Source organism: Photorhabdus tasmaniensis, assembly GCF_011189505.1.
In the GTDB taxonomy this organism is placed as follows: domain Bacteria; phylum Pseudomonadota; class Gammaproteobacteria; order Enterobacterales; family Enterobacteriaceae; genus Photorhabdus; species Photorhabdus tasmaniensis.
On record NZ_PUJU01000025.1, the window covers coordinates 32,553 to 47,738 of the forward strand.

12 protein-coding genes are annotated in these 15,186 nt (G+C 43.7%); 10 read left to right on the forward strand and 2 right to left on the reverse strand.

Annotated features, from left to right (window positions below; translation table 11 throughout):
- Nucleotides 1–27: 27 nt before the first annotated feature.
- Nucleotides 28–453 carry a prepilin peptidase-dependent pilin gene (gene ppdD, locus C5471_RS12955; RefSeq protein WP_133814813.1) on the reverse strand — a complete coding sequence of 142 codons (426 nt, stop codon included), beginning with the start codon at nucleotides 451–453 and terminating at the stop codon, nucleotides 28–30.
- A 201-nt stretch (nucleotides 454–654) separates the two neighbouring features.
- Nucleotides 655–1,545, reverse strand: coding sequence for a carboxylating nicotinate-nucleotide diphosphorylase (gene nadC, locus C5471_RS12960; protein WP_133814812.1), 891 nt, complete (start codon nucleotides 1,543–1,545; stop codon nucleotides 655–657).
- Nucleotides 1,546–1,834: 289 nt separating this feature from the next.
- Between nadC and ampE the strand changes: the two genes are divergently transcribed.
- From ampE to acnB, 10 genes are all read left to right on the forward strand, one after another.
- Nucleotides 1,835–2,689 (forward strand): beta-lactamase regulator AmpE, encoded by an 855-nt coding sequence (gene ampE / locus C5471_RS12965; RefSeq protein ID WP_133814811.1) that lies wholly within the window; start codon nucleotides 1,835–1,837, stop codon nucleotides 2,687–2,689.
- Nucleotides 2,690–2,973: 284 nt separating this feature from the next.
- The gene (locus C5471_RS12970; protein WP_242688693.1) at nucleotides 2,974–3,498 is read left to right on the forward strand and encodes a hypothetical protein; all 525 of its coding nucleotides are present in this window, start codon (nucleotides 2,974–2,976) and stop codon (nucleotides 3,496–3,498) included.
- 8 nt (nucleotides 3,499–3,506) lie between these two features.
- Nucleotides 3,507–3,728, forward strand: a complete 222-nt coding sequence (locus C5471_RS12975; RefSeq protein ID WP_133814809.1) for a helix-turn-helix domain-containing protein — start codon at nucleotides 3,507–3,509, stop codon at nucleotides 3,726–3,728.
- Nucleotides 3,729–4,074: 346 nt separating this feature from the next.
- On the forward strand, nucleotides 4,075–4,347 hold the full coding sequence (locus C5471_RS12980) for a hypothetical protein (protein ID WP_207627327.1): 273 nt from the start codon (nucleotides 4,075–4,077) through the stop codon (nucleotides 4,345–4,347).
- A 36-nt stretch (nucleotides 4,348–4,383) separates the two neighbouring features.
- Nucleotides 4,384–4,752: a hypothetical protein gene (locus C5471_RS12985; RefSeq protein WP_166295938.1), complete on the forward strand. Its 369-nt coding sequence runs from the start codon at nucleotides 4,384–4,386 to the stop codon at nucleotides 4,750–4,752.
- Nucleotides 4,753–5,242: 490 nt separating this feature from the next.
- Nucleotides 5,243–6,007 carry a pyruvate dehydrogenase complex transcriptional repressor PdhR gene (pdhR, locus tag C5471_RS12990; RefSeq protein WP_133814807.1) on the forward strand — a complete coding sequence of 255 codons (765 nt, stop codon included), beginning with the start codon at nucleotides 5,243–5,245 and terminating at the stop codon, nucleotides 6,005–6,007.
- 188 nt (nucleotides 6,008–6,195) lie between these two features.
- On the forward strand, nucleotides 6,196–8,859 hold the full coding sequence (aceE, locus tag C5471_RS12995; protein WP_133814806.1) for a pyruvate dehydrogenase (acetyl-transferring), homodimeric type: 2,664 nt from the start codon (nucleotides 6,196–6,198) through the stop codon (nucleotides 8,857–8,859).
- A gap of 13 nt (nucleotides 8,860–8,872) precedes the next feature.
- Entirely contained in the window at nucleotides 8,873–10,462 is a 1,590-nt protein-coding gene (gene aceF / locus C5471_RS13000) for a pyruvate dehydrogenase complex dihydrolipoyllysine-residue acetyltransferase (protein ID WP_133814805.1), read from the forward strand.
- A gap of 206 nt (nucleotides 10,463–10,668) precedes the next feature.
- Complete coding sequence (lpdA, locus tag C5471_RS13005; RefSeq protein ID WP_166295950.1) at nucleotides 10,669–12,096, forward strand: dihydrolipoyl dehydrogenase; 1,428 nt, start codon at nucleotides 10,669–10,671, stop codon at nucleotides 12,094–12,096.
- Nucleotides 12,097–12,540: 444 nt separating this feature from the next.
- Nucleotides 12,541–15,138: a bifunctional aconitate hydratase 2/2-methylisocitrate dehydratase gene (acnB, locus tag C5471_RS13010; RefSeq protein ID WP_133814803.1), complete on the forward strand. Its 2,598-nt coding sequence runs from the start codon at nucleotides 12,541–12,543 to the stop codon at nucleotides 15,136–15,138.
- Nucleotides 15,139–15,186: the final 48 nt, after the last annotated feature.

Consider the following 15,186-nt stretch of genomic DNA (forward strand, 5'->3'; position numbering starts at 1 on the left):
TAAATATATGTTTATAAGAATGATGAATTAAAACTTGAATACTTCCTGACACCGGTTCTTTAATGACACACTTGCTGACTCACATTTATTCATCCATCTGATCGTACCTGTTTGTATATTTTGTGTCGGACTCAAAATAACCCGGATATTTTTCAGGCTTTGCTGACCATTAATGGTGACTTCTCCATCTTTAACTGAAATGCTTCCGATATATCTGCTATTATGGTTATTGGGAATTGATACTGCCCCTGAATTGCAACCTTTAAAATCTTCAGTTTCAAAACTGCAAAGTTCTATGCCTGATTTGTAAGGTACAATAGCTTGTAACATATCGGTTAAGGCGGCTTTCTGAATATATCCCTGATAACTGGGAATACCAATAGCACTTAAAATGGAAATAATGGCAATAGCAACCATAATTTCCATTAATGTGAATCCTTGTTGTTGGCTCATGTTTTTTCTCCGTGTTGTTGTACTGCGCCATAAATAATGAAGGAAAAGGAAAAAAATAAAATAGGATATAGAGAGATTATGGAATTGGCTCGAAAAAAGACTTTTGGATTGCAATATTTTCAGAAATATTTACGGTGGTGCTCGCAAATCTGTTAGTGATGAATTGCGGATTTACACCACCATCAATATTATTGTTGATGTTTACTGAAAGCGCATAGATAGATCTAATGCTTTGATATGTTTGGTTAATGCTCCAACGGAAATGAAGTTAATGCCTGTTTCGGCATAGCTGCGCAGGGTATCCAAGGTTATATTACCTGATACTTCTAAAGCGGCTTTACCTGATGTGATGGCGACGGCTTCTTTCATCATTGGAATAGTAAAATTATCTAACATAATAATATCAACATTGGCTTTCAGTGCTAGGATCAATTCATCCAGGGTTTCGACCTCGACTTCAACAGGGACATCAGGGTGAGAATAACGGGCTTTATCTACTGCCTGTTTAATAGAACCATTGGCAATAATGTGGTTCTCTTTAATAAGGAAAGCATCAAATAACCCAAGGCGGTGATTATTGCCCCCGCCGCAAAGTACCGCATACTTTAGGGCTGTGCGTAATCCTGGCAATGTTTTACGGGTATCGAGTAACTGGGTTTTTAAACCAGTAAGAAGGCGGACATAATGACTGACTTCTGTTGCAACACCAGAGAGAGTCTGAATAAAGTTAAGGGCGGTGCGTTCACCGGTCAACAATACAGATGCAGGGCCTCGTAATACACAGAGTTTTTGGTTGGCTGTAATTGCATCACTGTCTTTTACCAACCATTCAATGGAGGTTTGGTCACCTAATTGAGTGAAAACTTCATTCAGCCATTGTCGCCCACAGAAAATACCCTCTTCCCGGGTAATAATTATTGCAGTGGCTTGTTTATCTGCCGGGATTAACTGACCGGTAATATCAGCAGTGAAATCGGTGTTGCCACCCAGATCTTCTTTTAGTGCGAGGGTGACACTGGCAGGAATGTCGTTCTGTAAGCGTTCCATCAAAACAGCACGACGCTGATCTACACTGTAATTTTGTTTTGTCATTAAAAAGCTCCGGAAGTGATAACAATATTGGTAGCTTTAACATGCTACCCTGTTGTGCAGTGAACAACTACTATCTTGGTGTTGTCATCAGATTGAAGGAGTAAAAAATGTGGTGGCATACTGGCGTGTTCTGTATGTGGTACGGAAAATATAATGACTTATGCAGGAATAGCCGGATATAAAAGGGCATATCACGGGTCACAATGATATTGTTCTAGGGAGAAAAACAGAACCGGGGCCTTATTTCGATTGGACACATTATCAGCAATTGTTGCAGGAGTAGGAAAGAATGACCCTCTTTATACTGTTGTTAGTGTTGGCGTGGGAACGAGTGTTTAAAATGGGTGAACATTGGCAATTGGATCATCGCCTTGAGCCATTTTTTATCAATATGAAATCTTTTTCACTACGCAAAAGCCTATTGATGACGTTAATAGTCATGCTACTTACATGGCTACTGGTTGAAATGCTTGATGATCTTATATTTGGGATCTTTGAGCTGATTTTATGGGTGTTGATTTGTTTGCTGTGCATAGGCGCGGGGCGCTTACGACATGATTATCGTGAATATTTTCGTATTGTTCATCAGGGTGACAGGGCGCAGTTAAGAGAACATCTCGTTCGTCTCGCCATCATTCATGGCTTACCCTCTGATGCCAGCAAAGAAAATAAGTTACGAGAGCTGCAAAATGCGCTTCTGTGGATAAATTTTCGTTATTACCTTGCACCGATTTTTTGGTTGATTGTGGCGGGTCAATTAGGGCCGGTTGCTTTGATGGGATATAGTTTCTTAAGAGCTTATCAAGGGTGGTTGGCACAATATGGTACGCCACTTCAGCGCGCGCAATCTGGTGTTGATAGTCTGTTGAACTGGCTGGACTGGCTCCCTGCTCGTCTGGCTGGAATTGCTTATGCCTTATTAGGGCATGGTGAACGGGCTTTACCGGCGTGGGTGGCTTCTCTGAGTGATTTAAGAACCTCACAATATAAAGTGCTCTGTCAGCTGGCTCAATTTTCATTAAGTCGCGAACCCCATCTTGATGCAATTCAAACGCCTATTGCAGCGGTGACACTGGCGAAAAAGGTGACGTTTTCTATCATTGTTGTCGTTGCTTTTCTGACAATTTATGGGGCATTGGTTTGATTTGTTTGTAGTCTCAATAGCTTAATTATCTATAAAGGGAGCTATGTAAATGGCTCCTTTTTTCTTTTCTATCAATAAATTAATTACATCTGGCAACTATAATCACGGTGATTTATACATCATTCCAGGCAACGTTCTGCCTATTTAATAATAAAAAATTATTGTAATACGATAATTTTTGCAGTACTTTAACGAAAGTTTAGTTAAACATGTATATGGAATGACACAAAATGTGTGGTAAACAGGAGTTTGTAACTAATCCCAAAATCAGGCTACTTAGCTTTTTGGCTATTATTATTGCTGCCGTTATGACAATTGGTGATATGGGGTTCCATATTGCTTCTTGGTCATTATGGCATGATACCACCCGTCAGGCTGTTTTTCAGGCGTATAGCGATCTTATGCCAGCATTGGTTGCAAAAGGATTTAAGCAATCTTTATTAAGCCAAGTACTTTATATCTCGTTGGATACGATACCTCGGATCATATCAACCGCTTCTTATGTATTGATTGGTATACTATTTTTCAGGTTTGCTAAAGGTGAAATATGGAGTGACCGTAATATTTCTGCTTCATTTATTATTGGTTTCCTGATGATCCTAGAGCAACTTCTTTACCCTGTGATTAATACATTACAAGGGATGGCTTTATCTGTGGATTTAATAAAGGGGCAACGGGTATTTAGTTTCTCGTTTGGTGTTAATTCAGAATCTCTGTTTATTATTATGTTTGGTGTATTTCTTCTGATATTTAGCTTAATTATGCGTGAGTCCAAGAAGATAAGCGATGAGCAGCATTATTTTATCTGAGAATCATCATGAGTATTATAATAAGATTGGATGTAATCTTAGCGAAAAGGAAAGTAAAGTCTAAAGAGTTGGCTACCGTCATTGGTATTACTGAGCAAAATCTATCATTGCTGAAAAATGGAAAAATAAAAGGTATCCGTATAGAGACGCTGGAAAAAATATGCAAATATTTACAGTGTCAACCCGGAGATATATTGGAATATGTGGAAGATGGAGAGGATAACTGTTAATACAACTCACTAAAGTTACTGTATGTCTTTTGGTATCTTCTAAGGTGGAACTTTATATTTATTAACCAGTTATAAATGCATGAAAATATTATTTATTTCATGCTTTTTATCTAGCCTGTTATTCGTTGGTGTTAATGGGCCGCCAATAAATCAGGTTTCTCCCAGTGATAAAAATATATATTCTTCTCTGGGGGGATATTGTTCTGATATTCCTTGGAATGCCAGAAAGATAAAATGCATATGTAGATATTACTTACTCGATCGTAAGAGATAATCACTCTTTTTATATGGTTTTTTATTTAAGTTAAGATTTTATAAAATATACAAAAAATTAAGGATGTTAAGAATGAATAAATTTCTCATTGCTTTATTATCAATATTTGTAATTACGGGATGTTCCACGCCACAGCTTAGTGATAGCTATATTTCAACCTGTGATTATTTTGAATGTAATGTTAAAGATATCATTTCGGGTACTGAAGTCAAAGTAAATACTCCGCATCCTGTGCCTGATTTTGATAAAAACACATCAATCCAAGACAGACAAATTATACAATCTGGGGGAAAGCCACCTTTTGAAGATAAGAGTTACCGTATTAGGGGAACTTTTAAATTCTAATTTAATTTTCTTTAGTTTTGTTTGAGGCATTTTTTTATGAATTCTATAAAAAAAATCACTATTATTCCTTTAATTATATTATTTACTTTATTAACCGGTTGTACATCCTGGGAAAAACCAGGTGCAACTCAGTATGAAAGAGACAGGGATTACGCAGAATGTAGGGAACTGGGTTATTCTCGTTTTTCACCAGACTGGACCAGCGAAGTTGTTCATTCTTTCGAGAAGCAACATCTCCCTTGTGTAAATAAGGACAAGAAGGAAGACAAATCTTGTGGGAATTACATTATTGTGCCAAAAACTGAAGTTAATCGTTGGGATAAAAATGAATCTGCAAGGCGTTGGGTAATTTCTTCCTGTATGCATAAAAAAGGGTGGCACGAAGAAACACGTTACTGGTTTTAATATCATACGCTTTTCCCATCAGCAGAAGTTATCCAGGACTATTGCTGATGGTTCCTCACATATTTTGCAAATATTCCTTTCTGATCACAGGTTTTAACCATTCTGTTTTGCTGATTTGAGCTACATTTATAATCTAATAGAATAGTCGTTGTGTTTAAAATCAACAAGTGATGATTTGGTATCTATACTTTTTAAATAAATATTCAACTATTTCTTTGCTGTAACGATTCATTATATCTATTTATACGTTTCAAAAAGTTAGGTTAAAATATCATTACAGAGGGTTTATTAGCCTATTAGTTATCAATTTTCGCTAATTTTTAAAAAAAATTGTTAAAATTTGCAGGTTTTTATGATTTAGCTCAAGGTCTTTATGGACAGCTGGTGAATACTTTGTTACTTTTATGGCTCTGTAGTTTAAATTGGTATTACCAATTGACTCTGGTAGGGACCGAAGCAGTGTTTATCCATTAACTGGCTTACAGTAAATATGGCTTATAGCAAAATCCGCCAACCAAAATTATCAGATGTTATTGAGCAGCGTCTTGAACATCTCATCCTTGAAGGATCTTTACGTCCAGGGGAGAAATTGCCGCCTGAACGTGAGTTGGCGAAACAGTTTGATGTGTCACGCCCTTCACTGCGCGAAGCTATTCAACGGTTAGAATCCAAAGGTTTTCTCTTTCGCCGTCAGGGTGGGGGAACATTTGTTCAGAACAACCTATGGCAAAGTTTCAGTGATCCACTGGCACAACTGCTGACTGGTCATCCAGAATCTCAGTTTGATCTCCTTGAAACCCGCCATGCTTTGGAAGGTATCGCAGCCTATTACGCGGCATTGCGTGGGACAAACGAAGATTTTGAACGTATTCGGGAACATCATCTGATTATTCAACAAGCTCAACAAAGTGGTGATGCCAATGTTGAGTCCGATGCTGTTCTGCAATATCAGCTCGTTATTACCGAGGCGGCACATAATGTGGTTCTCCTTCATTTATTGCGTTGCATGGCACCTATGCTGGAACAAAATATCCGGCAGAATTTTGAGTTTCTGTATACCCGTCGGGAAATGTTGACAGCGGTCAGCGATCATCGAGCAAAAATTTTTAAAGCTATTATGGCAAGGCAACCAGAGAAAGCCCGTGAGGCTTCCCACCGCCATTTAGCCTTTATTGAAGATGTTTTATTGGATCTCAGCCGTGAGCATACCCGCCGAGAGCGATCATTGCGGCATCTCCAACAACATCTGGAATAAAATTAGCTGTGCAGATCCTGAAGTTTGCTGCGTCTGCATAGCTAGTCGAGTCCCTTTACTGAGGGCGCTAGCGGCAACAACAGTGAGGGCCTATCTTCCAGTCATGACCGGCTGAACGTCAAAGGGTATGACGGGAAGATAGGCTCCAAAACAATCATTAGAAACAGATAACAGATAAGGAATACACCATGTCAGACATTTTGAGAAATGACGTGGATCCGATCGAAACTCGCGACTGGTTACAGGCGATCGAATCGGTCATCCGTGAAGAGGGTGTTGATCGTGCCCAGTTCCTGATTGATCAGGTACTGAATGAAGCACGTAAAGGTGGCGTGAGTGTTGCGGCTGGGGCTGCTAACCGCGATTATATCAACACCATTGCTGTTGAGGATGAGCCTGCTTACCCTGGCAACCTGGAGCTAGAGCGCCGTATTCGCTCTGCTATTCGTTGGAATGCTGTGATGGCTGTTTTGCGGGCATCCAAAAAAGATCTGGAATTAGGTGGCCATATGGCTTCATTCCAGTCCTCAGCCACTATGTATGAAGTTTGTTTCAACCATTTCTTCCGTGCCCGTAATGAAAATGACGGCGGTGATTTGGTTTATTTCCAAGGTCACATCTCTCCAGGTGTCTACGCGCGTGCTTTCCTTGAGGGCCGTCTGACTGAAGAGCAGATGAATAATTTCCGTCAGGAAATTCATGGTAACGGTCTGTCTTCTTATCCGCATCCAAAACTGATGCCTGAATTCTGGCAATTCCCGACGGTTTCAATGGGATTGGGGCCAATTGGTGCTATTTACCAGGCTAAGTTCCTGAAATATCTGGAACACCGTGGTTTGAAAGACACCTCTAAGCAAACCGTTTACGCATTCTTGGGTGACGGTGAAATGGATGAGCCAGAATCCAAAGGCGCGATCACGATCGCAACCCGTGAGAAACTGGATAATCTGGTTTTTGTTATAAACTGTAACCTGCAACGTCTGGATGGCCCAGTTACCGGTAATGGTAAAATCGTTAACGAGCTGGAAGGTATCTTCAGCGGTGCGGGTTGGCAGGTTCTTAAAGTGCTTTGGGGTGAGCGTTGGGATGAATTGCTGCGTAAAGATACCAGCGGCAAATTGATCCAACTGATGAACGAAACTCTGGACGGCGATTACCAGACGTTCAAATCCAAAGATGGTGCTTATGTCCGTGAGCATTTCTTCGGCCGTTACCCAGAAACGACAGAATTAGTCAAAGACATGACTGATGACCAGATTTGGGCGCTGAACCGTGGTGGTCACGATCCCAAGAAAGTTTTTGCTGCACTGAAAAAAGCGCAGGAAACTACCGGTCAACCAACCGTTATCTTAGCCCAAACTATCAAAGGCTACGGTATGGGTGATACTGCCGAAGGTAAAAACATTGCCCATCAGGTTAAGAAGATGAATATGGAAGGTGTTCGCCATTTCCGTGATCGCTTCAATGTTCCTGTTGCTGATGAGCAAATTGAAAACCTGCCCTATGTGACTTTCGATAAAGATTCTGAAGAGTACAAATACCTGCATGAGCGTCGTGCAGCGCTGGGTGGTTATTTGCCAAGCCGTCGTACTCATTTTGAAGAAAAGCTGGAACTGCCAACGCTGGAAGATTTCGGTGCACTGTTGGAAGAACAAAATAAAGAGATTTCTACCACGATCGCTTTTGTTCGTGCCCTGAATGTGATGTTGAAGAACAAGTCAATCAAAGATCGTCTGGTTCCAATCATTGCTGATGAAGCGCGTACTTTCGGTATGGAAGGCCTGTTCCGCCAGATTGGTATCTACAGCGCTAATGGTCAGCAGTATACTCCGCAGGACCGTGAGCAGGTTGCTTATTATAAAGAAGACGCGAAAGGCCAGATCCTGCAAGAAGGGATTAATGAGCTGGGTGCAGGTTCATCATGGCTGGCGGCGGCAACGTCTTACAGCACCAATAATTTGCCGATGATCCCGTTCTACATCTACTACTCTATGTTTGGATTCCAGCGTATCGGTGACTTGTGCTGGGCGGCGGGTGACCAACAGGCGCGTGGCTTCCTGATTGGCGGTACTTCAGGCCGTACAACCCTGAACGGTGAAGGCCTGCAACACGAAGATGGTCACAGTCACATTCAGTCTCTGACGATCCCTAACTGCATCTCTTACGATCCAGCATTTGCTTATGAAGTTGCTGTGATTATGCATGATGGTTTGGAGCGTATGTATGGTGAGAAACAAGAGAACATTTACTACTACATCACCACGCTGAACGAAAACTACCACATGCCAGCGATGCCGCAGGGTGCAGAAGAAGGTATCCGTAAAGGTATCTACAAACTGGAAAGCCTGGAAGGTAGCAAAGGTAAAGTTCAGTTGTTAGGTTCGGGTTCTATCCTGCGTCATGTTCGTGAAGCAGCGCAGATTTTGGCTAACGATTATAGTGTGGGTTCTGACGTGTACAGCGTCACTTCATTCACTGAACTGGCGCGTGATGGTCAGGATTGTGAACGCTGGAATATGTTGCACCCAACAGAAACGCCACGCGTACCTTATGTTGCTCAGATCATGAATGAAGCACCGGCAGTGGCTTCTACTGACTACATGAAACTGTTCGCAGAACAAATTCGTAACTTCATTCCTGCAAGCGAATTCCGTGTATTGGGTACTGACGGTTTCGGTCGTTCCGATAGCCGTGAAAACCTGCGTCATCATTTTGAAGTTGATGCTTCCTACGTGGTCGTTGCTGCCCTGGGTGAGCTGGCTAAACGTGGTGAAATTGATGTGAATGTTGTGGAAGAAGCCATCAAGAAATACAACATTAATCCAGAAAAAGTTAACCCGCGTTTGGCATAAGAGGTAAAGATCAATGACTATCAAAATCAACGTACCGGATATCGGTGCAGATGAAGTTGAAGTCACCGAAATCATGGTGAAAGTTGGCGATACAGTGGAAGCTGAACAATCGTTGATTACCGTAGAAGGTGATAAGGCTTCGATGGAAGTTCCATCCCCTCAGGCGGGTGTTGTTAAAGAAATCATCGTTGCGGTTGGCAATAAAGTTGAAACCGGCAAGCTGATTATGATTTTTGATTCCGCAGAAGGTGCGGTAGAAGCAGCACCTGTTGCAGAATCAGCCGCTATGCCATTATCTTCCCGCATGGCAGAGCCAGAACCTGCGGCTTGCGCAGCTAGAAATGTTCATGTACCCGATATCGGTGATGATGAAGTTGAAGTGACCGAAGTGATGGTTCAAGTCGGCGATACGGTTACCGCTGAACAGTCACTGATCACCGTAGAAGGTGATAAGGCTTCGATGGAAGTGCCAGCACCATGCGCAGGTACCATTAAAGAGATTAAAATCAAGGCCGGTGATAAAGTGAAAACCGGTTCTATGATGATGGTATTTGAAGTGGTGGGTGCTGCGCCTGTGGCTTCTGCTCCGGTTCCAGCCGCTGAACCTGAGAAAGCTGTTCCCGTTCTGGAGAGCAGAAGCAGCTTTGTAGAAGAAGACAAAAATGACTTCGCTGAAAATAGTGCTTATGTTCATGCAACACCGGTGATCCGTCGTCTGGCACGTGAATTCGGTGTTAACTTGGCTAAAGTGAAAGGTTCAGGTCGTAAGAACCGTATTCTGCGTGAAGATGTGCAGGCTTACGTGAAAGACGCGATCAAACGTGCTGAATCTGCACCTGCATCAGCCGGTGGCGGTCTGCCGGGGATGCTGCCTTGGCCGAAAGTGGATTTCAGTAAATTTGGTGAAATTGAAGAAGTTGAACTGGGTCGTATCCAGAAAATTTCGGGTGCTAACCTGAGCCGTAACTGGATGATGATCCCGCATGTGACACAGTTCGACGAAACGGATATCACCGAAGTTGAAAACTTCCGTAAACAGCAGAATCAGGAAGCTGAGAAGAAACAGCTTGGCGTGAAGATCACCCCACTGGTGTTCATCATGAAAGCGGTAGCAAAAGCGCTGGAAGAGATGCCACGTTTTAACAGCTCTATCTCGGAAGATGGTCAGAAACTGACGCTGAAAAAATACATCAACATTGGTGTGGCAGTTGACACGCCTAATGGTCTGGTGGTTCCGGTGTTCCGTGACGTCAATAAGAAAGGTATCATCGACTTATCCCGCGAGCTGACAGAGATGTCTAAGAAAGCCCGCGCAGGTAAACTGACTGCATCTGATATGCAGGGTGGATGCTTTACTATTTCAAGCCTGGGCGGTATCGGTGGCACAGCATTTACGCCAATCGTTAACGCACCGGAAGTGGCTATTTTGGGCGTATCCCGTTCAGCCATGAAGCCGGTCTGGAATGGTAAAGAGTTTGTACCACGCTTGATGCTGCCTATGTCACTCTCCTTCGATCATCGAGTGATTGATGGTGCTGCTGGTGCGCGCTTCATCACATTTATTAATCATGCGATGAGCGATATCCGCCGTCTGGTGATGTAATCTTAAAGGCCGGCGATATGCCGGCCTGATTGTTATTGCTGTGGCAGGGAAACAGCTCGTATCTGGTTGGTTTGTTGCGAGTTCTGTCACGTTAACGCGCTTTTCAGGTTATTAACAATTCTGTAAACTGCTCGCGGTATGTAGGTCCCGGTGGAATATATCGTTTTTGGCGTCTGACCCGCCGGACAAACAATTAAGAGGTCATGATGAGTACTGAAATTAAAACCCAGGTTGTGGTGCTTGGGGCAGGTCCAGCAGGATATTCTGCTGCTTTTCGTTGCGCGGATTTAGGTTTAGAAACCGTCCTGGTGGAACGTTACTCTACCTTAGGCGGTGTTTGTCTTAATGTTGGTTGTATCCCTTCCAAGGCATTGTTGCACGTAGCAAAAGTTATTGAAGAAGCTAAAGCTCTGGCAAATCACGGTATCGTTTTTGGTGAGCCAAAAACTGACATCGAAAAAGTCCGTGTCTGGAAAGAAAAAGTTATCAATCAGCTGACCGGTGGTCTGGCTGGTATGGCTAAAGGCCGCAAAGTTAAAGTTGTTAATGGTGTTGGTAAATTTACCGGTGCTAATACGCTGGTTGTTGAAGGTGAAGGTGGCGCAACAACGATTAATTTTGATAATGCCATTATTGCCGCAGGTTCCCGTCCTATCCAATTACCATTCATCCCTCATGATGACCCTCGTGTATGGGATTCTACAGATGCACTGGCGCTGACAACAGTTCCTGAGCGTCTGCTGGTAATGGGCGGCGGTATCATCGGTCTGGAAATGGGAACTGTTTACCACGCTCTGGGTTCTCAGATTGATGTCGTTGAAATGTTGGATCAAGTGATTCCTGCGGCTGACAAAGATGTAGTGAAAGTATTCACCAAGCGCATCAGCAAGCAATTTAACCTGATGCTGGAAACGAAAGTGACGGTAGTCGAAGCCAAAGAAGAGGGTATCTACGTCACGATGGAAGGTAAAAACGCACCAGCAGAACCACAGCGTTATGACGCAGTTCTGGTTGCTATTGGTCGTGTACCTAACGGTAAAATGATGGATGCGGGTAAAGCGGGCGTTAAAGTTGATGACCGTGGTTTTATCCATGTTGATAAGCAAATGCGTACCAATGTACCGCACATTTTTGCTATCGGTGATATCGTTGGTCAACCAATGCTGGCGCATAAAGGTGTTCACGAAGGCCACGTTGCTGCCGAAGTTATCTCCGGTAAGAAACACTACTTCGATCCAAAAGTTATTCCATCCATTGCTTACACTGAACCAGAAGTGGCATGGGTTGGCTTGACTGAGAAAGAAGCGAAAGAGCAAGGCATCAGTTATGAAACGGCCACCTTCCCGTGGGCAGCTTCTGGCCGCGCGATCGCTTCTGATTGTGCTGACGGTATGACCAAACTGATTTTCGATAAAGAAAGTAACCGTATTATCGGTGGTGCCATTGTAGGTACTAACGGTGGTGAACTGCTGGGTGAAATCGGTCTGGCAATTGAAATGGGTTGTGATGCAGAAGATATCGCGTTGACTATCCATGCACACCCAACGCTGCATGAATCTGTCGGTCTGGCGGCTGAAATCTTTGAAGGCAGCATTACTGACTTGCCAAATGCTAAGGCAAAGAAAAAGAAATAATTTCTTAAATCGCCTGATGTAATCAACTAAACGGCTTTCATTTACGGAAGCCGTTTTTTTATGCCTGGTATGACCTGTTAAAAAAATAGGGTATGAAAAGTGTGGTTTTTGTGGGTGCCACTGGCAAAAATCAGCGGAATAATCTGTTTTAATAGCGTTATCTACTACTAATTCAGAATATTACTATCAGTTAATGTTACTTTTATGTGAACGAATTAACATCGCATTCAAATTTTGGTATGCTGGGTGCCCGAAGCTCGGCATAACTTGAACTGATTAGGTTATGCTGGCAATCCTCTGACCTGGCACCCGGAACCATAACTAACAGCCTGTCCCAGTGGGCGTTGCGTTATTGTTGCGAAAACACAATAGCCTGATGATACAGGCTCTAAGGCGGGTGCAGACAGCCGGGTAATAAATAACAATGAGAGCGAGGAGAAAGTCGTGCTAGAAGAATACCGCAAGCACGTAGCCGAGCGTGCAGCTCAAGGCGTCGTCCCTAAGCCATTGGACGCGGCGCAAGCGGCGGCGCTGGTTGAGTTACTGAAGAGCCCACCAAAAGGTGAAGAAGATTTCCTGTTAGATCTACTGATTAACCGTATTCCCCCTGGTGTTGATGAAGCGGCATATGTAAAAGCCGGTTTTCTTGCTGCCATTGTAAAAGGTGAAACCATTTCACCGCTAATCACGCCAGAAAAAGCGATTGAACTGCTTGGAACTATGCAGGGTGGTTATAATATTCATCCCCTGATTGATGCTCTGGATAATGAAAAGCTGGCTCCCATTGCAGCTAAAGCGCTCTCTCAGACTTTGTTGATGTTTGATAACTTCTATGATGTAGAAGAAAAAGCGAAAGCCGGTAATCCACAAGCCAAACAAATTATGCACTCTTGGGCGGATGCACAGTGGTATCTGGAACGCCCTGAATTGGCAGAAAAAATCACAGTTACTGTCTTTAAAGTGACGGGTGAAACAAATACGGACGACTTATCTCCTGCGCAGGATGCATGGTCACGTCCTGATATTCCATTGCATGCTCTGGCTATGCTGAAAAATGCCCGTGAAGGTATAGAACCTGATCAAGCTGGCACCGTTGGCCCAATCAAACAGATTGAAGAGCTGAATAAAAAAGGCTATCCGCTGGCTTATGTCGGCGATGTTGTCGGTACAGGTTCTTCCCGTAAATCAGCCACTAACTCAGTGCTGTGGTTTATGGGCGAAGATATCCCATTTGTGCCAAACAAACGCGGTGGTGGCGTTGTTTTGGGCGGTAAAATTGCGCCAATCTTCTTCAATACGATGGAAGATGCCGGTGCATTGCCAATCGAAATAGATGTTACCAAGCTGAATATGGGTGATGTCATTGATATCTATCCCTATAAAGGCGAAGTACGCAATCACGAGACCAATGAGCTGCTGGCTGAATTTGAACTGAAAACCGATGTGTTGCTGGATGAAGTTCGTGCGGGAGGTCGTATTCCACTGATTATTGGTCGTGGTTTAACCAGTAAGGCTCGTGAATCGCTTGGCTTGCCGCAAAGTGATGTATTCCGTCAGGCGAAAGCGGTTGAGAAAAGTAACCGTGGTTTCTCCTTAGCTCAGAAAATGGTTGGCCGGGCATGTGGCACTGTGGGTATTCGCCCGGGTGAATATTGTGAACCTAAAATGACCTCCGTTGGTTCTCAGGATACGACTGGTCCAATGACCCGTGATGAGCTGAAAGACTTGGCATGTCTGGGCTTCTCTGCGGATTTGGTGATGCAGTCATTCTGTCATACGGCGGCTTATCCTAAGCCAGTTGACGTCACAACTCATCATACTCTGCCTGATTTCATCATGAATCGTGGCGGTGTTTCTCTGCGTCCGGGTGATGGTATCATTCACTCATGGCTAAACCGTATGTTGTTGCCTGATACCGTCGGTACGGGGGGGGATTCTCATACCCGTTTCCCGATAGGCATTTCCTTCCCGGCAGGTTCTGGTTTGGTGGCGTTTGCGGCTGCGACTGGCGTGATGCCTCTGGATATGCCTGAATCTGTGCTGGTTCGTTTTAAAGGACAGATGCAGCCCGGTATCACTTTACGTGATTTGGTACATGCAATTCCTTACTATGCGATTCAGCAAGGTCTTCTGACGGTTGAGAAGAAAGGTAAGAAAAACATTTTCTCTGGTCGTATTCTTGAAATCGAAGGTTTGCCAGAGCTGAAAGTTGAGCAAGCATTTGAACTGGCGGATGCTTCCGCAGAACGCTCTGCGGCAGGTTGTACGATTAAACTGGATAAAGCGCCGATTATCGAATACCTGCAATCCAATATTGTATTGCTGAAATGGATGATTGCTGAAGGTTATGGTGACCGCCGTACACTGGAACGTCGTGTAACCGGTATGGAAAGCTGGCTGAAAGATCCTCAACTGCTGGAAGCCGATGCTGATGCAGAATACGCCGCAGTTATCGAAATTGATTTGGCTGAAATCAAAGAGCCAATTCTGTGTGCACCGAATGATCCGGATGATGCGCGTTTGCTGTCTGATGTGGCTAACAGCAAAATCGATGAGGTCTTTATCGGTTCTTGCATGACTAACATTGGTCACTTCCGTGCTGCCGGTAAATTACTGGATCAACATAAAGGCCAATTGCCAACTCGCTTGTGGGTTGCTCCACCAACCAAGATGGATGCGGCTCAACTCACTGAAGAGGGTTATTACAGCATCTTTGGTAAGAGTGGGGCACGGATTGAAATACCGGGTTGTTCCCTGTGTATGGGCAACCAGGCACGTGTTGCTGATGGTGTAACAGTGGTTTCTACTTCAACCCGTAACTTCCCGAACCGTTTAGGAACGGGGGCGAACGTCTATCTGGCATCAGCTGAACTGGCGGCGGTGGCTTCTCTGTTGGGACGTCTGCCTACGCCGGAAGAGTATCAGCAATTTATGGATAAAGTTGATGAAACCGCAGAAGATACCTACCGTTATCTCAACTTTGACCAACTGAATCAATACACTGAAAAAGCGGATGATGTGATCTTCCAGACTGCGGTGTGATTTACTGATTTTAATATCAACAATGGGAGGTAAATAAAACCCTCCCAT